This window comes from Cetobacterium sp., from assembly GCF_051653945.1.
GTDB lineage: Bacteria > Fusobacteriota > Fusobacteriia > Fusobacteriales > Fusobacteriaceae > Cetobacterium_A.
In genome coordinates this window covers 1-18343 of sequence record NZ_JBOFXD010000108.1, presented here as the reverse complement: position 1 = coordinate 18343, position 18343 = coordinate 1, and the positions used below count along the sequence as shown (strand labels likewise).

Annotated in this window: 21 protein-coding genes; 7 read left to right on the top strand and 14 right to left on the bottom strand. The window is 26.3% G+C overall.

What is annotated here, in order from left to right; all coding sequences use genetic code 11:
- A partial coding sequence (locus tag ACRC8M_RS11065; protein WP_438529175.1) for a helix-turn-helix domain-containing protein occupies positions 1-112 on the bottom strand: 112 nt, incomplete at its 3' end.
- Between the two features lie 238 nt (positions 113-350).
- Between ACRC8M_RS11065 and ACRC8M_RS11060 the strand changes: the two genes are divergently transcribed.
- Together ACRC8M_RS11060 and ACRC8M_RS11055 are read left to right on the top strand one after the other, a co-directional pair.
- Positions 351-611, top strand: a complete 261-nt coding sequence (locus ACRC8M_RS11060; RefSeq protein ID WP_438529174.1) for an ArsR/SmtB family transcription factor — start codon at positions 351-353, stop codon at positions 609-611.
- Positions 612-760: 149 nt separating this feature from the next.
- A complete protein-coding gene (locus tag ACRC8M_RS11055; RefSeq protein WP_438529173.1) occupies positions 761-1675 on the top strand; it encodes an SAM-dependent methyltransferase in 915 nt (304 codons plus the stop codon).
- A 204-nt stretch (positions 1676-1879) separates the two neighbouring features.
- On the opposite strand, the gene ACRC8M_RS11050 is transcribed toward ACRC8M_RS11055, so the two are convergent.
- Together ACRC8M_RS11050 and ACRC8M_RS11045 are read right to left on the bottom strand one after the other, a co-directional pair.
- Entirely contained in the window at positions 1880-2422 is a 543-nt protein-coding gene (locus ACRC8M_RS11050; protein ID WP_023051483.1) for a tyrosine-type recombinase/integrase, read from the bottom strand.
- 53 nt (positions 2423-2475) lie between these two features.
- Positions 2476-3291: a MerR family transcriptional regulator gene (locus ACRC8M_RS11045; RefSeq protein ID WP_023051482.1), complete on the bottom strand. Its 816-nt coding sequence runs from the start codon at positions 3289-3291 to the stop codon at positions 2476-2478.
- A 99-nt stretch (positions 3292-3390) separates the two neighbouring features.
- Here ACRC8M_RS11045 and ACRC8M_RS11040 point away from each other — a divergent pair, with 99 nt between their 5' ends.
- Positions 3391-4719: an MATE family efflux transporter gene (locus tag ACRC8M_RS11040; RefSeq protein ID WP_438529172.1), complete on the top strand. Its 1329-nt coding sequence runs from the start codon at positions 3391-3393 to the stop codon at positions 4717-4719.
- Between the two features lie 79 nt (positions 4720-4798).
- Complete coding sequence (locus tag ACRC8M_RS11035; RefSeq protein WP_438529171.1) at positions 4799-5260, top strand: C-GCAxxG-C-C family (seleno)protein; 462 nt, start codon at positions 4799-4801, stop codon at positions 5258-5260.
- Between the two features lie 65 nt (positions 5261-5325).
- Here ACRC8M_RS11035 and ACRC8M_RS11030 read toward each other — a convergent pair whose 3' ends face one another.
- The 6 genes from ACRC8M_RS11030 to ACRC8M_RS11005 all read right to left on the bottom strand — a co-directional run bounded on the left by ACRC8M_RS11030 (position 5326) and on the right by ACRC8M_RS11005 (position 11325).
- Positions 5326-6387: a M42 family metallopeptidase gene (locus tag ACRC8M_RS11030; RefSeq protein ID WP_438529170.1), complete on the bottom strand. Its 1062-nt coding sequence runs from the start codon at positions 6385-6387 to the stop codon at positions 5326-5328.
- A 16-nt stretch (positions 6388-6403) separates the two neighbouring features.
- Positions 6404-7897 carry an ABC transporter substrate-binding protein gene (locus ACRC8M_RS11025; protein WP_438529169.1) on the bottom strand — a complete coding sequence of 498 codons (1494 nt, stop codon included), beginning with the start codon at positions 7895-7897 and terminating at the stop codon, positions 6404-6406.
- 643 nt (positions 7898-8540) lie between these two features.
- Positions 8541-9764: a sodium/glutamate symporter gene (gene gltS / locus ACRC8M_RS11020; protein ID WP_438529168.1), complete on the bottom strand. Its 1224-nt coding sequence runs from the start codon at positions 9762-9764 to the stop codon at positions 8541-8543.
- A 94-nt stretch (positions 9765-9858) separates the two neighbouring features.
- Positions 9859-10593, bottom strand: coding sequence for an MBL fold metallo-hydrolase (locus tag ACRC8M_RS11015; RefSeq protein ID WP_438529167.1), 735 nt, complete (start codon positions 10591-10593; stop codon positions 9859-9861).
- Positions 10594-10684: 91 nt separating this feature from the next.
- Positions 10685-11056, bottom strand: a complete 372-nt coding sequence (locus tag ACRC8M_RS11010; RefSeq protein WP_438529166.1) for a VOC family protein — start codon at positions 11054-11056, stop codon at positions 10685-10687.
- Between the two features lie 128 nt (positions 11057-11184).
- Positions 11185-11325 (bottom strand): hypothetical protein, encoded by a 141-nt coding sequence (locus tag ACRC8M_RS11005; protein WP_438529165.1) that lies wholly within the window; start codon positions 11323-11325, stop codon positions 11185-11187.
- Positions 11326-11552: 227 nt separating this feature from the next.
- On the opposite strand from ACRC8M_RS11005, the gene ACRC8M_RS11000 reads away from it, so the two are divergent.
- Together ACRC8M_RS11000 and ACRC8M_RS10995 are read left to right on the top strand one after the other, a co-directional pair.
- Positions 11553-12080 (top strand): GNAT family N-acetyltransferase, encoded by a 528-nt coding sequence (locus ACRC8M_RS11000; protein WP_438529164.1) that lies wholly within the window; start codon positions 11553-11555, stop codon positions 12078-12080.
- Positions 12081-12258: 178 nt separating this feature from the next.
- A complete protein-coding gene (locus tag ACRC8M_RS10995) occupies positions 12259-13449 on the top strand; it encodes a redoxin domain-containing protein (RefSeq protein WP_438529163.1) in 1191 nt (396 codons plus the stop codon).
- A gap of 29 nt (positions 13450-13478) precedes the next feature.
- On the opposite strand, the gene ACRC8M_RS10990 is transcribed toward ACRC8M_RS10995, so the two are convergent.
- The 3 genes from ACRC8M_RS10990 to ACRC8M_RS10980 are packed head-to-tail and all read right to left on the bottom strand — an operon-like array spanning position 13479 to position 14392.
- A complete protein-coding gene (locus ACRC8M_RS10990; RefSeq protein WP_438529162.1) occupies positions 13479-13688 on the bottom strand; it encodes a hypothetical protein in 210 nt (69 codons plus the stop codon).
- Between the two features lie 17 nt (positions 13689-13705).
- Complete coding sequence (locus tag ACRC8M_RS10985; protein WP_438529161.1) at positions 13706-13933, bottom strand: zinc ribbon domain-containing protein; 228 nt, start codon at positions 13931-13933, stop codon at positions 13706-13708.
- An 18-nt stretch (positions 13934-13951) separates the two neighbouring features.
- On the bottom strand, positions 13952-14392 hold the full coding sequence (locus ACRC8M_RS10980) for a YaiI/YqxD family protein (RefSeq protein ID WP_438529160.1): 441 nt from the start codon (positions 14390-14392) through the stop codon (positions 13952-13954).
- 131 nt (positions 14393-14523) lie between these two features.
- Between ACRC8M_RS10980 and ACRC8M_RS10975 the strand changes: the two genes are divergently transcribed.
- Positions 14524-15984, top strand: a complete 1461-nt coding sequence (locus ACRC8M_RS10975; protein WP_438529159.1) for a bifunctional metallophosphatase/5'-nucleotidase — start codon at positions 14524-14526, stop codon at positions 15982-15984.
- Positions 15985-15999: 15 nt separating this feature from the next.
- Here the strand turns inward: ACRC8M_RS10975 and ACRC8M_RS10970 are convergent, their stop codons facing one another.
- A complete protein-coding gene (locus tag ACRC8M_RS10970; protein WP_438529158.1) occupies positions 16000-16572 on the bottom strand; it encodes an NUDIX hydrolase in 573 nt (190 codons plus the stop codon).
- Positions 16573-16586: 14 nt separating this feature from the next.
- Positions 16587-18146, bottom strand: a complete 1560-nt coding sequence (locus ACRC8M_RS10965; RefSeq protein WP_438529157.1) for a hypothetical protein — start codon at positions 18144-18146, stop codon at positions 16587-16589.
- Between the last annotated feature and the right edge of the window lie 197 nt (positions 18147-18343).

Genomic DNA, 18343 nt, shown 5'->3' with positions numbered 1-18343 from the left:
CTAAGAATCTGTTATATACAAGCCTAGTACAACCAAAAGTTTGATTAATTGTATTTGCTTGAGTTTCATTAGGATATATCTTATATTTAAAAGCTAAGTTATATGTCTTCATAGATTTCACCTCCATTTTTTAAATTTTATTATTATTATATTATACCATAATTTCTAAATATTTTAATCTGAAAAACTAAAAAGATTGCCCTGATTCATCCTCCACCTAATAGAGGAAGAGGTTTTCTCAGGGCGTTTTGATAAAATTGCTCTCTTTTAATTAAGTATTGACTTTCTTTTAATTCTTATATTATTATATAACTATGAAATTTTTATTAGCATCAAAAGGAGTTTAACTAATGGAAAAAGAGATTACAATTTTAAAGGCTTTAGCTCATCCCTTAAGACTTGGTATTATAAAATTATTAATAAAAAATGAAGGTTTGTGTGTTTGTAAAATACAGGAAACTTTTAATATCGGACAATCTAATTTATCTCAACATTTAAAGATTTTAAAAGATGCTGAAATTTTAAACGCAAAAAAAGATGGCGGATGGGTTCATTATAGTTTAAAAAATAAAAAAATTATAGAAATTTTAAATCTATTAAAAGAATTTTAAAATTTGCTCTTAGAATTATTTCTAAGAGCTTTTTTAGTTTCGAAGTAAAATAATAATTTTTCATTATAACAATTTCAATCTTGAGATTTTTTGAAGAAAATGCTATATTATTATGTCAAAAAAGATATAGTAATTTTTAGGAGTGATTAATGTTTATTTATACAATTGTTAATATTGGAAGTGAAAAATTATTAAAAGAAGAGGTAGCTATTAAATATCCTGAGTTAAGCTTTGCTTATTCTAGACCTGGTTATATAACTTTTAAAGATAATAGTGGAGCTTTGAATCTCAACAGTAAGCTAAATTTAGTTTTTGCAAGAGCATATGGAATATCTTTAGGAAAGGTTGATAAAAATAACCTAGAAAATGAGATAAAAAAATATTCTATTGATACAATTCATAAATTTTCTTTCGTAAATGGTGAATCTTCAGGAAAATTTGCAAGTATTGGAGATACTATTTTAGATGTATTAGAAGTTAAAGAAGGTGAATATTGGTTAGGAATGAGAAAAGCTTACAGATGTTCTTGGCTTGTTCCAGGTGCAAATCCTAATCTAACCCTTCCTAAATCAGCTCCATCTAGAGCTTATTTAAAAATAGCTGAAGCTTTAATCTGGTCAAACTATGATTGTAGTAAAAATGAAACTGTCCTTGAATTAGGTTCAGCTCCAGGTGGAGCAAGTTATGCTATGGTAGAAAGAGGGTTCAGAGTTTATGGAGTAGACAATGCTCTTATGAATGAAGATCTTTTAAAAAATCCTATGTTTACTCATATAAAGGAACCTATGCAAAAAGTTCAGGATTCTGATATTCCTAGACCATGCCATCTCCTAGTATCTGATGTTAATGTTTTACCATCACTTATTCTAGGCCAACTTAAAAGATTCATGTCTATAAGACCGAGCATTCATACAGTTTATTACACTCTAAAAATTGGAGATAAAATATCTGTAAAAGAAGTTTTAAAACACATTGATACATTTAAAACATTTGGATTTACTGAAGTAAAAGCAACTCAACTTCCTAGCAATAAATCTGAAGTTTTACTTTACGGTAAAAAATAATTTATTATCATATAAAAAAGCCCATAGAGTTATTTTCTATGGACTTTTTTATTTGTAAATAACCAAAAATTAATTTACTTTAATAATCGTTTTAGCCTTAGCTTTATAGGGCGATAAAATTTATTACACTATTTTCTGGTAGCACCCTTATCACTATGGTAGTCTCATCTAGCAATTTTTCTATCTGTGATGATAATATAATATTTAAAATCCTAACCTTTGTTTTCCTCTATAATCGTCAGCTTTCTCTTTATTTACTCTAATATATTTCTGAGTAACAGAAACACTTGAATGATTTAGTAGTTGTTGTACAAACATAATGTCTTTGGTTTCATTATATGCTAATGTAGCAAAAGATTTTCTAAAACTATGCGTACTTATAAAAGTACTATCAATATTTTCATAATCACACGCTTTTAATATTTGATCTTGTACTTTTCTTACAAAAGCTTTTACTTCTTTTTCATTTGAGGCAAATATAAAATTATCCTCTCTAGTTCTATTTTTAAAAAGATATTCAACTAACTCCATATTTATTCTTGTAATTTGGGGCTTTTTTGTTTTTTTCTCAATTATTTCTAATTTTCCAAATTGAATATCATTATATCTAAGTCTAGCTATATCTTGAATTCTAAGTCCTGTATTTAATTCTACTAATAAAGCATTTCTTACATCTTGTTTTATCTTTATTGATCCTAAAATAGTATCTATCTCTTCTTTACTTATAGCCTTTGTCATTTTTCCCATCATATCACCCTATTTGATTATAACATTTATATTTTATTTAGAAAACAAATAATCTATAGCTTTTTTACAGGAATTTGTATTTCAGTTATATATTCTTCTGAATTTTCTGTAGTATGTATATCTATATGAAAAATTTCAAAAATATCTCCAGTAATACTTAATTCATTTTCTTTGATAAAACGCTTAGCTTTTTCATAATATCTATAATTTTCTGAATAGTATCCTCTATAATAAATAGATACATAATCCCCAGCTTCAATTTCCTCTCCCTCTTCTGTTCCTTCGTTATTTATTACAAAAATTTCTTCATAAGTATCATATCTTTTTTTCGAAAAATTTTCTCTACTTAGAGTTCCTCCAAACTCATTTTCTGTAAACAAAAAATCATTTTCTGAAAGAGTTTTTATACTCAAAAGTTTTATTTTAAAATCAATATCACCATCATCTTTGACACGACCTTTAGATTTTATAATTCTTCTCTTAGATATATTTTTTAATTGTGGAACTCCAAAAGATATGTTATTTTTAAAATATTCTAAATTAGCTTTTTTAATCAATAACTCTTCTTTTAATCTACTAAATTTTTCTAATTCTCTTTCTACAATTTCTAACTGTGAATCTAAAACTTTTTCTGTAGAATTAACACTTCTTGTTTCCAAGAAACCTTTTATAGCTTCTAATCCCAGTCCCAATCCTCTTAAATTTCTTATATTATTCAATTTCCAAATCTGTTCACTTGAATAATATCTATACCCTGTACTTTTTCTAAAAGCTGGTTCTAAAAGTTTTATTTTTTCATAATGTCTTAATGTATCAACGCTTATATTGTATATTTTACTTATTTCTCCTATAGAGTAATATTTTTTCATAAGCTCACCTCATAAATATTATACACTACTTTTTTATTTTATTAAAGAGTTGACTCTAGAACTATTCTAGAGTTTATAATATAGTTGGAGGCGATTTTTATGCAAAAAAAATTATTAAATGAAAATCTTTTTAAACTTATTTTTAAATATGGAGCTCCTTCTATTCTGACCATGTGGATCTTCTCTTTATACACAATAGTGGATGGAATATTTATTGGTAAATTCTTAGGAGCTAAAAGTTTAGCTGCTGTAAATATCGTTATGCCTTATGTTAATTTTTCTTTTGCTATTGGCATAATGGTTGCAGTTGGGAGTTCTACTATGATTGCTATTCAACTTGGATCTGGAGAAGATAAAAAAGCTCTAAAATCTTATAGTACATCTCTACAACTTTTTATGGTTTTTAGCTCAATCTTAAGTTTGATTGGAATAATTTTTCCTGAAAAAGTTGTTAGAATTTTAGGAGCTAATGATATTATTTTGGAAGAGGCTACAACCTATCTGTTTTATTTGTCTTTCTTTACTCTTTTTTATATGCTTTCGTACGGTTTTGAAAGTTTTGTAAGAATAGAAGGAAGCCCTAATTACTCTTTACTTTGTATATTGGGTGGAGCTATTATGAATATTGTTTTAGATTATTTTTTAATAGTTATACTGGATATGGGAATTAAGGGTGCAGCTATTGCTACTGGAGCTGCTCAAATGACAACAGCTTTAATGTTAGGATATTATCTCTTATTTAAGGCTAAAAAATTGAGATACACTTTTACTAAATTTAATCTAAAAATAGTCGGATCTATTTTATATAATGGTTCTTCTGAATTTTTAACTGAGATGGCTACTGGTGTAGTTATAATGGCTTTCAATATAAATATAATGGCCATAATTGGAAATGACGGAATCTCCGCTTTTAGTGTTATCAGTTATATATCCACTCTTGTTACTATGACAATGATTGGATTTTCTCAAGGGCTACAACCTATTATAAGCTTTAACTACGGTGCTCAGTCTAATAGAAGAGTTTTAAAAATATTAAAAATAGGAACAATTACGGTTTTTTCTTTAGGAATATTTTTCTTTTTCATTATAAATATGTTTGCCAATGAATTAGTTTCTATTTTTATAAAAGAAAATAAAGAACTATTTATTTTAACTAAAGAAGCTGTTATATACTATAGTTTTACATATATCTTAATGGGAATTAATATTATTATTAGTTCATATTTTACAGCTGTAGAAGATGCTTTTATATCAAGTATTTTAAGTATTTTAAGAGGTCTTATTTTTATTAATATTTTATTATTTCTTTTACCAGGAATTTTCAATACAAAAGGAATTTGGTTATCTGCCCCTGTTAATGAGCTTATCATGCTTGTAGTATCATCTATATTTTTTATAAAAAGTGGATATAGGAAAATTGTAGAGTAGTTTTCTAATATTGTTTTGCTACTTTTTTATATTAATGTTAAAATAAACAAACAAATTTGTAAAACAAGGAGTGAAAACAATGAACAAAGAAATAAGTGTTAAAAAAATAAAATTTGATGCAGAAGAAGCGTATAGAGTAGGAGATTTTTTCTGCTCAGAAGCAATAGTTAACTCTATTAGAAATAATATTGCTCCTGAAATGCCAGAGGCCTTAATTGCTGTTGCCTCAGGATTTCCAGTTGGTATTGGTAAGTCTAAATGTGTTTGTGGAGCTGTTAGTGGGGGAGTAATGGCAATTAGTTATTTTTTTGGAAGAACTAAAGGCGGAGATACTAAAGTTAATAAAAATCTTGAACTAGCTTACGAGTTACAAGAAGAGTTTAGAAAAAATCATAAAGTTTTATGTTGCAAAATTTTAACTCATGGAATGGATATGGGAGCAAAAGAACATAAAAATCAATGTGTTTCTTTTACAGGAGAAGTTGCTGAAGTTGCTGCAACTATAATTGCTAGAGAACTTGGTCTTAAAATTATTGACTAATCTCTTCTAAATTTACTATAACAAAAAAAATGTCAAGATAACTTCTTGACATTTTTTTTATATATTTAAAAACTTTTTATTATATCTTTTGATAATTCTTCTAATATCTTTCTTCCCAAAGAGATTGCATTCTTATAATCTTTTACTGATGCATATGTATAATGGGTATGAATATATCTTGTTGGAATTCCAATAACAACTGTTGGGATACTTTTTTCAGCTATATGATATTTACCTCCATTTGTACTTCCACCACTTCTTGCTATAACTTGAAATGGAATATTATTTTTAATTGCAATATTTTTTACAAATTCTTGAACCCTAGGATTTGAAACCATTCCTGCATCTAAAACTCTAAGTTGTACCCCTTTTCCTATAGCACCTTTTGATGAAAAAGCATCTTTAAATGTATCGTCTGCAGGTGAGCCTTCAAAAATAATTGCAAAATCAGGTCTTACTGTATTTGCGGCTACCTGAGCCCCTCTTAACCCAACCTCTTCTTGAGCACTTACTACTCCTACTGCTCCTACTTTTAATTCTTTAGACTTTATCTCTTTCATAATTTCCATTACAATAGCACATCCAAGTCTATTGTCAAAAGCTTTTCCTCTAACAACTTCTATTTTTTCATCATATGAAAATGTTACGTCTGGCGTTATTGGATTTCCAACTTCTATTCCATATAACTCTACAGTTTCTTCATATGAACTAGTTCCAATATCTATAACTAATTCTTCCATTTTAGGCAATCTTTGCTTTTCTTCTGCTGTCATAAAGTGAGGTGGTTTAGATGATACAACTCCCGTTATATACTCTCCTTTAAAATTTCTTATAATAACTGAATGTGCTGGAATATTCGTTATATGCCATCCTCCTAAGGGTAAAAATGTTATAGTTCCATTGGCTTTAATTCCTTCTACTATAAAACCAACTTCATCACTATGACAATCTAACGCTACAACAGGTTTATCTCGTTCTGTATTCGTTTTTATATAAAGATTATTTATAGAATCTTTCTCACAAATATAACCTTTCATATTATCTTTTATAAATTCTAAAACTTCTTGTTCATGACCTGGTGCTCCGTGTAAATTTGACAATTTTTCTAATAATTTAATTGTATCCATTACTTCCTCCCCAAAACTAAAATTCATATTTATAAAACTCTGGATATCCTGTTGCTTCAACATTTTTTAGATTAGTATTAACTCCATAAACAACATTTCCATGATATAAAGGAATTAAAGGAACATCTTCATTTAAAATCTCTTGAATCTCTTTATAATACTCCTTTCGCTTTTCTGTGTTATTCTCTTTTCTAGCTAATTCTAAAAGATTATCTATCTTTGGATTTGAATAAAACGCCCTATTCCCATTACTTCCCATTTGACTAGTGTGAATATTTGGATAATACCCATAATCACCATCGTATGTTGATGGTCCCCATCCCATAATAAACATATCTGTATTGCCTGACCCTGTTTGAGATAAAAAAGCACCCCATTCTAGAAGCTCAATGTCTAAATCTATACCTATCCTTTTTAATTGATCTTGTATTATTGTTGCCACTTGAACTCTTTCTGGGCTACTTACAGATATTTTTAATTTAGTTCCAACTAGTCCATTTTCTTCCAAAAGTTGTTGTGCTTTTTCAATATTATATTCTTGAGGTGAAGCATCTTTATTATATCCAAAAACTGGTGGTGCTAAAAATTGATTAGCAATTTTTGTTTTTCCTAAATATATAGTATCAACAATACTCTCTTTGTCAATAGCCATAGCTATAATTTGTCTCAAAAGTTTATTTGATAAAGCTGGTGATTTTGTATTTAAACCTACGTAGCCTGTCGTTGTGGAAGGAGCTGAATAAACTTTAGCTTTTCCAGTTTTTTCCAACTCCTCCCACGAAATCACAGGAATATCTAATGACATATCAATTTCACCTGTTTCTAGACCAATAACTCTACTATTTTCTTCAGGAACTGCTTTTATTATAACAGTTTTTATTTTAGGACTTCCTTTATAATAACTTTCATTTGAAATTAAAGTTATACTATCTCCTAATGCCCAATTTTGTACTTTATATGGCCCTGTTGCTATAGGGTTGTTAAAATAGTTTTCTGAATTTTTTAAAAACTCTTTTTTATTAATAATTGATGATGATTTATGACTTAAATGATTTAAAAGAGGAGCAAAAGGTTCTTCTGTAATAATCTCTAACTTATTATCAGTTAAAACTTTTATATCTTTAATCATCTTATAAAGATGGGCAACCTTAGGATTTTCCTTAGCTCTTTCCAATGTAAACTTAACATCTTCAGCGGTTAAATCATCTCCATTTGTAAATTTTACACCCTTTTTTAATACTATTTCTAAAATATTATCATTAATTTTTTTATAGCTTTCAACTAAACTTGGAACTGGAGTTCCATTTTTTTCATCTATTTCAAATAGTCTATCGTATATTTGTGTGATAGCTACCTGAGAATAATTATCAGTTGAATTTTGTGGGTCTAAAGTTTTAGGATCACTTAACTGAGCAAATATTAATTTTTCTTTTTCTTTGCTCTCTTTTTCTCCACATCCTCCCAAAATTACCAATCCCAATGCAAAAATAATAATAAATAACTTTTTCATCATTACCCTCCCCAAATCTATTTTATAAGATAATACTATTTTTAAATTTGAAAATCAATTTTTATTTTATTTTTTTATAAAAAAATAATAACAAAAAAAGTTGAAGTAAATATTTCTTCAACTTTTTCTCTATTATTATTCTTATATCTTACTAATATTCTTGACTTGATGTTTTTGATGCCCCTGCTGTTTCCATATCTAATGAAGAACATGAACTTAATCCAAAAGTTAATGCTCCTAAAATTAAAAATACTCTTAAAGTTTTCATAAAAACCTCCTAATCTATATTTTATTATATCTTTATATTCTTATTATTATAATTTTTCCTTTTATACTTAAAAGTTAAAAATAAAAAACCTTCCTTTTGGGGAAAAGGAAGGTTTTTATAACACGGGGGAGTGTTAAAATAAAAAGATTTAAATAAATTTTTGGGGGGTATTAAATTTACTTAATCATCGGTTTCAATTAATAATACCATATTCGTAAATTTATGTCAACAATTGTTTTTATTTCGGATACAATTTTTAAACTATGTTCTCATTACGTTTTTTATTTACAATTTATATCCATTAAAGTGTTTATGGTATCGTATTTTTGCAACTGATATAATTTTTTTGTTTTTAATACACTTCGATATCTAAATTTATTTAAACATATTTATTGCACCAATAATTACAGGCATTTGAAATATATCTATTAAAAATGCTCCTGTTAACGTTACTATTAAATAAGGGTTAGCTGTATACCCATGTCTTTCCGATATCTCACCCATATTTAGCATTGCATTTGTTGTAGCTCCTAGCCCTGAACCACACATTCCTGAAACCATTACAGCTGCATCATAATCTTTCCCCATTGCCTTAAATACAATCTGACTCGTAAAAAATGCCATAAATAAAACTTGAGCAAATAAAATTAAAAACATTGGTACAGCTAAAGAAGCTAGTTCCCACAATCTTAGAGAAATTAAGGCCATTGATAGGAATATATTTAAAGAAGTTATTCCTAAAATATCAATTAAATTTCTATTTAAGTTAATGAAATTATATTTTACATTTAAATTATTAAAAATTATTGCAACAAACATTGCGCCAACATAAGATGGAAGAGCTAAATCAAAATATAATTTTAGCATAGATGAAAAACTAGTTCCTATCATCATTATTATTGAAAGTACAGCTATATGCTTTAATAATTCATCAGCTGTTATATTTTGATATGAAAATTTCTCTTCAAAATTAACGTCGTCCTTTCCAACTATGTTTACTGCTTTTAAATTATTTTTTCTTATCAAATATAGTGCTAGTGGTGCTCCCAATAATCCCCCAGCTAATAAACCAAATGTTGCTGACGAAAGAGCCATTGTACTTGCTCCCATAACACCTAATTGTTCAACCGTTTTTCCAAAAGCTCCAGCAGATCCATGCCCCCCACTCATAGAAACAGAACCAGCTAAAACTCCATATAAAGGATGAATATTCGTTACTTTGGCCACTCCAACTCCTATAACAGTCTGCATAAATGTCATTACACCACTTAATAGCCAAAATATAACTAAAAGCTTTCCACCTTTTTTTAGTGCTGCAATTGATGAACCTATTCCAATCGTTGTAAAAAACACTACCATAAACGGATCTTGCAAAGTTGTGTCATATTTTATTGTTCCAATTCCTAATTGCCTTATAATTAGATGTATTATTGCAAATAATATTCCTCCAATAACTGGTGCTGGAATTCCAAATTTATTAAAAAATTTAGAGTGATTTTTTATGTATAATCCTATATACAGTGAAATTAAACCAATTGCCAATGTTCCAATCATATTAAAACTAATTAAAAAACCTAAATCATCAATTGAAAAATTCATAAGCCCCTCCTTGTATTTTTACAAAATTTTAATTAGTATTTATCTACTTTATTTTTTTATAAAAGTCAAGGCTAGGATTTTGTTAAACTGATATCTAAATATTGGTTTTCAATTTTAGTAAAAAGTTAGTTTTTTCTATTAGAGCTCCTTCTACATTAAATCTCACGATTTTTTCTTTAAATTCTTTACATATATAAAAATTTTCATCAAAATGCATTGGTATCATTATTTTAGGTTTCACTTTTTCAGCAAAATATTCTCCACCTAAATAACAAAACTCCTCTAATCTAGGGTCTACTGGAAAAAATGCTATATCAATACTATTATTTATTCTAATTTGTTCAATAATTTTTTGATAATATTCTTTCATATGTTTTTCCTCATCTGGTGTATCATCTTTCCAATACCACCAATTTAAGTCCCCTGAGTGAAGTATCTTCACTCCATCTATTTCAACTAAAAAAGAAACCCCTAAATCTGTGGATCCATACGCTTTTATTTTTACTCCACTTATATAAAGAACTTCATCCTCACAAATTTTATGACAATTTTGTAATTCATTATTAAAAACTATATCGCTACTTAAAACATATTCAATTATTCCAAATTTATTTTTCCAAGAAAAAATTTCTTTATTAAAATGATCATAATGACTATGAGATGAAAAAACTAATACTTTCTTTTTAGTATTTAAAATTTTTTCATCTAACGATATATCATCATCCCTATTTTTTAAAGATTTTTTAAAATAATCAAAAACTATGAGATAATTTTTTGTTTCAACCACAAAACAACTGTGATAAATATAATATATTTTCAAATTTTTCATAATTAATATCTCCTCTAATTTTCATCTTGATAATTTTTAAAAATCTACTATAATAAAAAAGGAGAAAAAACTTCTTCTCCTTGTTATTTATTTATTTTCTTGGTGGAATAACTTCTAACCAATATCCATCTGGATCATTGATAAAATAAATTCCCATAGCTGTATTTTCATAACAAATACATCCCATTTCACTATGCTTTTTATATGCCTCTTCATAGTTATCTGTTACGAAAGCCAAATGAAACTCCTCATCCCCTAAATCATAAGCCTCTTCTCTATCTCTTAACCATGTAAGCTCAATAGTAAATCCTGTTTCTCCATCTCCCATATAAACTAAGACATAGCTACCATCTGTCGCTTCTTTTCTTCTTACTTCCTTTAGTCCTAAAGCTTTTTCATAAAATTCTATACTTTTTTCAAGATTTAAAACATTAATATTAAAATGATTAAAAATAAATTTCATACAGCCCTCCCTAAAATATAATTATCTAAATAATACATTAATTGTATATTATTTGTCAATAATACATAACACTTTGTAAAATAAAAAGCTTAGATAGAAATCTAAGCTTTTTGTATATTATTTTAATCTTAGCAAGCTTTTTCTTGCTCATCCATTTTTTTATCTATCATATCTTGCTTTAATCCTAGTATAACTAAATCAAGTAATTCATCCATTGTATAATTTTTTAGTTTTTCTTTTAATTTTTTTTCTCTCTCTTTGTGATCCAATTCTACCTCCATTTTATCTAAAAAACTCGAATTTTGTATACAATAATAATAGCAAATTTTCCCTTCTAATAAAATTATATAAAATAAATATAAAGTTATTTTGTTATATAAAATATAAATGAACATGCGACTAGTTCTCTAGTATTAAGAAATAGAAAAAATATTTGACTTTTCAATAAATTAAAGGTAATATAAATGTCAATATCTCAAAATGGAGGGGATTTATTATGTTTAAAGGTAAAAAAATCAAGCTTAGAGCTTATAATTCAAATGAAGTTGAAAGAGTTTTAAAGTTAATTGAAGAAGACAATCTAAGAGACACTCTATCAATTGGAACTATTTTTCCATTGTCTTATGAATTTCAAAAAAACTTTATGGATAAAAATCAAGCTCCTAATGGAGAACTTTTTAATTTTGCAATTGAATCCCTTGAAACTAATGAATATATTGGAGGATGTGGAATAAATAGTCTAGATAGAAAAAACAGTGTAGCCACAATTGGATTATGGATTGGTAAAGAATATCACGGACATGGTTTTGGCTCTGATACTTTGAGAGTTCTTTGTAAATTTTTATTTGAAGAAATGAATATTCATAAGATTAAATTAAATTATTTTGAATTTAATGAAGCTGGTAGAAGATGCTACGAAGCTGTAGGTTTTAAAGAGGAAGGAAGAAATAGAAAAGAATTGTATAGATATGGTAGGTATTACGATACTATCAATATGGGACTATTCAAAAATGAATTAAAGTAAATACTTTTTTCTAAAAATTGGAATGTAAATTATGAAGATTTAAGAAAATTTTAGAATATATTTATACTATGTCTGCGTGAAAAGTTGGTATTACAATAATATCAACTTTTTATTGTCTTGCTTTTCTATAAAAAATACTGTATTCTTTTGATATTAATTAAATATAAAGGAGTTTACTATGGAAGTTGGATTACTTTTTTATTTTTTAACTTTTTTAGGAGGATTTCTCTCTTTTTTCTCTCCATGTGTAATACCTATAATTCCTATTTATTTTAGTTTTTTAGCTGGGAATGGAAAAAAAAGTGACTGTTATGGAAATATTAGCTATAATCAAAAGAAAGTTTTTTTTAATACTCTATTTTTTATATTTGGTATTTCAATTTCATTTTTTATTTTAGGAATTTCTTTTACTACAATTGGTAATTTTGCATTTAGTCAAAAAGATATAATCTCTAAAATAGGTGGAGTTATTATTGTTATTCTAGGTTTATTTCAACTTGGAATAATTAAATTGAATCCTTTATACAAAGAAAAAAGAATTGCTTATAGTGATAAAAAAATAACGCCTTTTGTAGCATTTATAACTGGCTTCACATTTAGTTTTGCTTGGACTCCCTGTGTTGGACCAATTCTTTCTTCAGTTTTAATTTTAGCAGCTACTTTAAAAGATAATAATATTGGAAATTTATTAATATTTATTTATTCGTTGGGTTTTGTTATACCTTTTTTATTAATAGGATTATTTACAACAACCTTATTAAACTTTTTTAAATCTAAGCAAAATTTTTTAAAGTACACAGTTAAAATTGCTGGAGGATTTTTAGTAATTATAGGTACACTTACATTTTTTGGATATACGAATCAATTATCCAATTATTTTATTCCATCAACGCTCAATGGTTCAATTAGTAATAATACAGAAACCATCTTAACTAAAGATAGTTATCGTTTATTGGACCAATATGGTAATGAACATATCTTATCTGACTATAAAGGTAAGGTTGTTTTTCTAAATTTTTGGGCTACTTGGTGTCCACCTTGCAAAGAAGAAATGCCAACCATTGAAGAACTTTATAAAGAACTTGGAGAAAATAAAAATGATGTTATTATACTAGGAATAGCAAATCCTGTTACGGAAGAAAATCCAAATGGGCAAGATAAAAATATTGATGAAATTAAATATTTTTTACAAGAAAATAACTATTCTTTTCCCACAGTTTTTGATAAAACTGGCATCTATTTTGATAACTTCAAAATTAGGGCTTTTCCAACTACATATATCATTGGAAAAGATGGTGAAATAAAAACTGCCATTCCAGGAGCTATGACAAAACAACAAATGTTAAAGCTTATTAAAGATAATATTTAACTTTAAAATAAATGAGGAAATAATTAAAATTATTTCCTCGTTTTAATTTTTGTAAGAAAATCTTTTATTTTTTTTATTAAATTCTTCTCTTTTTTTAAAGATGGATTTAATATTTTTAATTTATTTCTAATTGTCTTTTTTATCTGTCCATTAGGACAAATACTACACATTTTAGCCTTACATTTCTCACAGCCCAATGATATTTTCTCTAATTTTTCTTCTAACTCTTCTATCTCCATAGTTTCCCCTTAAACCTCTATTTTACTTCTTCTAATTTATAAATAACATCTTTTCTTGATTTTAATTCATTACATTTGTTACACCAATAGCTTATTGATCCACATGCAGCTAATTTTTCAAGTTCAATTCCATCTTTTGGACAATAAGCTTTTCTCGTATATCTTTTATTACAATTTTTACAAATATACTCATTTCCAATTTTTTCTAATTCATTTCCACAATTTTTACATTGATTAATATCCATTCTTCCTCCTCAATCAAACTATTTATTTATATCTTCTAAAAGTTTTAATAGATTTTTTTCAAAATCTTTATTCTGATCCACAGTTCTTTTCTTTGGACCTTTCGTTCTTTTCCCTGCATTTCTCATTTTCTGAGACATATGTCTGCTGAAAAGTAAACTTTCTATATTAAATTTACTGTAAATCAATCCATCTTGGTTTATTGCATAAGCTTCTTTAGACAAAATAATTGAAGCTAGTCCATAGTCTTGGGTAACTACTATGTCTTTCTTGTCAGTCTTAGATACAATAGCAAAATCCACTGCATCTGCACCTTGAGAAACAACTATTGTTTCAGCTCCATCTCTTATTATTTTATGAGCATTATCACATATTATTAAACATTGTATTTTTTTCTCTTTAGCTACTTTAACAGCTATATCTGTTACAGGACATGCATCTGCATCTATTATTATTTTCATTAATTTTACATCCTTTTAAATTTATTTTACAGTTATATCTTAACAAAATTTATTTATAAAAATCAAGAAGCATATATCATTTTTATAAATTATGTGATAAACTGAATGAATACCATTTTTTAGGAGGCATTATGATTTTTGATAATACCAATTATGATTTAACTTTTGTACATCTCAATGATATTCATGGAAGAGTTAATGGTGAAAATAACAGCATTAGTTTTTCTAAGCTATTTACTTTTTTAGAATCTTTACGTAATAATAATAAAAATGGTAAAGTTTTCTTAGTTGATTCTGGAGATACACTTCATGGTACTCCTTTTGCAAATTTTTCTAAAGGTAAATCTATTATTAGTCTTTTTAATGCTCTTAAATTTGATTATGTAACTATAGGTAATCATGATTTTAATTATGGTTTCAATCATTTAAAGTCACTTATAAATTTACAGACCTATAAGACATTAGCTTTAAATCTAGTTGATAAAAATAATAATACCAATATTCTTCCATATGATATTGTCACTTTTAATGAATTTAATATATGTTTTTTTGGACTTCTTACTCCTGAAACTTATTATAAAACAAATTCAAAAAATATAATAAACTTAGAATTTACAAATCCTGAAGAATCTGTTAAAAATCTTTTAAATAGTTTAGAAAATAAAAATATTGATTTATTTGTGGGAATAACTCATCTTGGATGTGATAAAAGTACCGAAAATATTAATCAAAGTTTTAATTTAGCTAATAAATTCTCCAAAATTGATATAATTCTTGATGGACATAGTCATACTGAAATAAAAGAAAAATGTATAATAAATAACACATTAATCAGTCAATCTGGAAATTATAATAAAAATATTGCTATTATTCAATTAAAGTTAAACGATAAAAAAAATAAATGGAAATATAAATTAATGAATTCAAATGATTTGGATTCCTATAAAAGTAATCTTTATATTGAAAATATGATTACAGATATACAAAATACACAAAGCTCTATTGGTAAAACAACTATAGCTCATTCAAAATTTCCTTTAATTGGTGACCGAGAATCTGTTAGATGCCAAGAAACAAATTTAACACAACTTATAACTGATGCTATTCTCTGGAAAACAAATTCTGATGCTGTTCTTATTAATGGTGGGAGCATTAGAGAATCTATCTCTCAAGGAGATATTACAATTGAAGATATATTTAAATCAATTCCTTTTAATAATCATATTGTTACAAAAAAAATAAAAGGAAGTAATTTAAAAGAAGCTCTTGAAAATGGTTTAAAAGCTTTTCCTGAACCTTTGGGTGCAATGGCTCAAGTTTCTGGTATGAGAGTCGTTTTTAACCCCAATAATCAACCATACAAAAGAGTTAATGAGATTTATATAAAAAATAATTCTATCGTTTTAGAAAATTACTATAATATTGCTATAACAGATTTTATGTCATTAGGTGGAGAAGAATATATCTCTTTGATTCAAGGAGAAAACATTAATTACTACTCTAGTGTAGAAGATATTGTTATTGATTATCTAAAAACTTTCGGAGTTAATGTAAATCCTCAGATTAATTCTAGATTAATTTGTGAAATTTAACAAAAATATCTTCGGTCATGACCGAAGATATTTTTTTAATTTTTCATTCAATTTTTTGTAAATAACTTTCATCTTTTCTTCTTTTGAAATTTTTTCACTTTCTTCTATATCTATCCAACATACACCACTATTTTCATCTTCTTTTATAAAAAGTATATCTGTTTCTCTTGCTTCTAACAAATAAGTAATATTTAAGTGCAAATGTGATGATATATACTTCCCATTTTTCATATGTCCATCTACTGTTAATATTTCTATAGAAAATATATCATCTAACAATATTTTAATATTTTCTAATCCTGTTTCTTCTTTAGCTTCCATTATAGCGACTTTTAATAAATCTGTTTCCTTATCAGCATGACCACCTGTCCAAGACCATGAGTCATATATATTATGATAAACCATCAAAACTTTTGTTTTTTCTTCATTTATAATCCAAGAGGACGCTGTAAAATGACATGTTTTATTTTCTCTTGAAAAAATATTTTTCTCATCTTTTAATAAATTCAACAAAATACTTTTATCTAATTTTTCTTGTTCATTATAAGGGGAAAATTCAATAATCTCTTTTTCTAATTTTAATGTCATTTTATCTCCAAATATTATTTATTTTTTTCATTATTTATTCTAAAAACAACTAATCTAACCATTTCTATAATATCTTCTTCTAAAAGATTCTCTAATTTTTTTTTCAATAAAATCTCTTTGCCTACTTCTAATCTCAATAACATCTCCTGATCAGAGTCCATATTTAATAATCCTGAATAAAAAGTTATTTTTTCATTTATTGATTTATAAACTTCTGTTAAATTTAATCTCTTTTTATCCTCATTAAATGGGATTATTTCTTCTATACTTACTTCAATTTTTTTTTCAAAATATCTTTTTTCTTCTAAATAATCACATATTATGGTTGTTTTTCCAGCTTTAAATGCAATTTTTTGAATTTTTGTATCCTGTCCACATTTTTTTATGTAATACTCATATGCATTTTTTTCTATTTTTAATTTTTCTTCCTCTGATAACTTATTAAATTTCTCTAAAGATTTTCTTGTTGTTTTATCTTCAAGTTGATTTTCTTTAACTTCTAATTTATTTGTATTAAATAATTCAAACTCTTCTTTTTTTTCAGCCATAACTACATTTTCTTCATCTTTTGTCCAATTATTTTCTAAAGCTTTAATAAAATATGCTCTTACTTTGTCAACTTTATTCTTTTTCATATATACCGCAACTTTTTGAACTTTTTCTAATCCATAATTTTCAATAGCATCTTTTATTGTCTTAGGCATTGTTTTTAAACTTCTTGCTTTTATAGGCATTAATTTTAAAACTTCTTCTATCATTTCTGATGTAACAACTATAAATTCTTTTAAATTTTCAGCATTATCATCCTGTAAATCTTTATTTTCCATATGACTAACTAATAACTGGCTTTGACTTAAATGTCTAAATTCATTTAAATCATCAAAAAATCTCTGTTGTTTATCTTGAACAGTAAAATCATAAAAAAAGACCTCAACTTCAGCAGTTTCCCAAGTTCCTTCTTTTTCCAAAATAAAATTCTTTATTAAAGCTTTATCTTTTAACTCTTGAAAGCTTTTGATCAAAGTTTTTACAGTCCTTCCAATGTTGCTCTTATCATATTTTAATGGAATTCTTTTAATTAAATACATAACATCTATTTTTAAATAAATCTCATTAAATCTAAGTTTTTCAATTAACATATATATTGTTCTAGCAGTACTTGATTCTATATCTAATAAAACTGCAGCATCATAAACTAAATATCCTTTTGCTAATATATTTTTATAAAAAAAATCTGATATTTTTATTTGATAAATTTCTTTAATTCTTTTATCGTTTATTTGAGCTTTGATTTCAGCATTTTCTTTTCTTTCTAAACTAACAATATCTAACTCAAAAATAGATCTTGTTATTTCTTCTTTCAAAACCGATTTTAATTCATTAAAATACATAGTATTTTTAAAACTATAAAAAGTATTCGCTATTCTCAATAAACTTTTTTTTATAAGTTCATTAGCTCTATTTGTATTTAATCCCAATTCTTTTTTTAATTCACTTAATGTAACCCAAAATTTTTGAGGCATTCCTTTATCCTTCATTATCTTCATCAATACTATGAATACTTTCTCTTCCATTTCACCTGGTATGTGATACCCTGATGCAGGAGTGACAGTTATATACGTATCTCTATTATATAGCAATAGGTAAGGCTTTGAATTTATCTCTACCTTTTCCCCTGCTCCACACCGTGCATGCGACTTTCACCGCACACGGCGTTCCATCATAATTTTAAATTTTATTTATGTTTAGAAAGTGTTTTTAATATTCTTGC

Bases quoted from the DNA above. Each gene is read 5' to 3' on its own strand.
- ACRC8M_RS11060 (WP_438529174.1), top strand. From the start codon at position 351: ATGGAAAAAGAGATTACAATTTTAAAGGCTTTAGCTCATCCCTTAAGA.
- ACRC8M_RS11055 (WP_438529173.1), top strand. From the start codon at position 761: ATGTTTATTTATACAATTGTTAATATTGGAAGTGAAAAATTATTAAAA.
- ACRC8M_RS11050 (WP_023051483.1), bottom strand. From the start codon at position 2,422: ATGGGAAAAATGACAAAGGCTATAAGTAAAGAAGAGATAGATACTATT.
- ACRC8M_RS11045 (WP_023051482.1), bottom strand. From the start codon at position 3,291: ATGAAAAAATATTACTCTATAGGAGAAATAAGTAAAATATACAATATA.
- ACRC8M_RS11040 (WP_438529172.1), top strand. From the start codon at position 3,391: ATGCAAAAAAAATTATTAAATGAAAATCTTTTTAAACTTATTTTTAAA.
- ACRC8M_RS11035 (WP_438529171.1), top strand. From the start codon at position 4,799: ATGAACAAAGAAATAAGTGTTAAAAAAATAAAATTTGATGCAGAAGAA.
- ACRC8M_RS11030 (WP_438529170.1), bottom strand. From the start codon at position 6,387: ATGGATACAATTAAATTATTAGAAAAATTGTCAAATTTACACGGAGCA.
- ACRC8M_RS11025 (WP_438529169.1), bottom strand. From the start codon at position 7,897: ATGAAAAAGTTATTTATTATTATTTTTGCATTGGGATTGGTAATTTTG.
- gltS (WP_438529168.1), bottom strand. From the start codon at position 9,764: ATGAATTTTTCAATTGATGATTTAGGTTTTTTAATTAGTTTTAATATG.
- ACRC8M_RS11015 (WP_438529167.1), bottom strand. From the start codon at position 10,593: ATGAAAAATTTGAAAATATATTATATTTATCACAGTTGTTTTGTGGTT.
- ACRC8M_RS11010 (WP_438529166.1), bottom strand. From the start codon at position 11,056: ATGAAATTTATTTTTAATCATTTTAATATTAATGTTTTAAATCTTGAA.
- ACRC8M_RS11000 (WP_438529164.1), top strand. From the start codon at position 11,553: ATGTTTAAAGGTAAAAAAATCAAGCTTAGAGCTTATAATTCAAATGAA.
- ACRC8M_RS10995 (WP_438529163.1), top strand. From the start codon at position 12,259: ATGGAAGTTGGATTACTTTTTTATTTTTTAACTTTTTTAGGAGGATTT.
- ACRC8M_RS10990 (WP_438529162.1), bottom strand. From the start codon at position 13,688: ATGGAGATAGAAGAGTTAGAAGAAAAATTAGAGAAAATATCATTGGGC.
- ACRC8M_RS10985 (WP_438529161.1), bottom strand. From the start codon at position 13,933: ATGGATATTAATCAATGTAAAAATTGTGGAAATGAATTAGAAAAAATT.
- ACRC8M_RS10980 (WP_438529160.1), bottom strand. From the start codon at position 14,392: ATGAAAATAATAATAGATGCAGATGCATGTCCTGTAACAGATATAGCT.
- ACRC8M_RS10975 (WP_438529159.1), top strand. From the start codon at position 14,524: ATGATTTTTGATAATACCAATTATGATTTAACTTTTGTACATCTCAAT.
- ACRC8M_RS10970 (WP_438529158.1), bottom strand. From the start codon at position 16,572: ATGACATTAAAATTAGAAAAAGAGATTATTGAATTTTCCCCTTATAAT.
- ACRC8M_RS10965 (WP_438529157.1), bottom strand. From the start codon at position 18,146: ATGGAAGAGAAAGTATTCATAGTATTGATGAAGATAATGAAGGATAAA.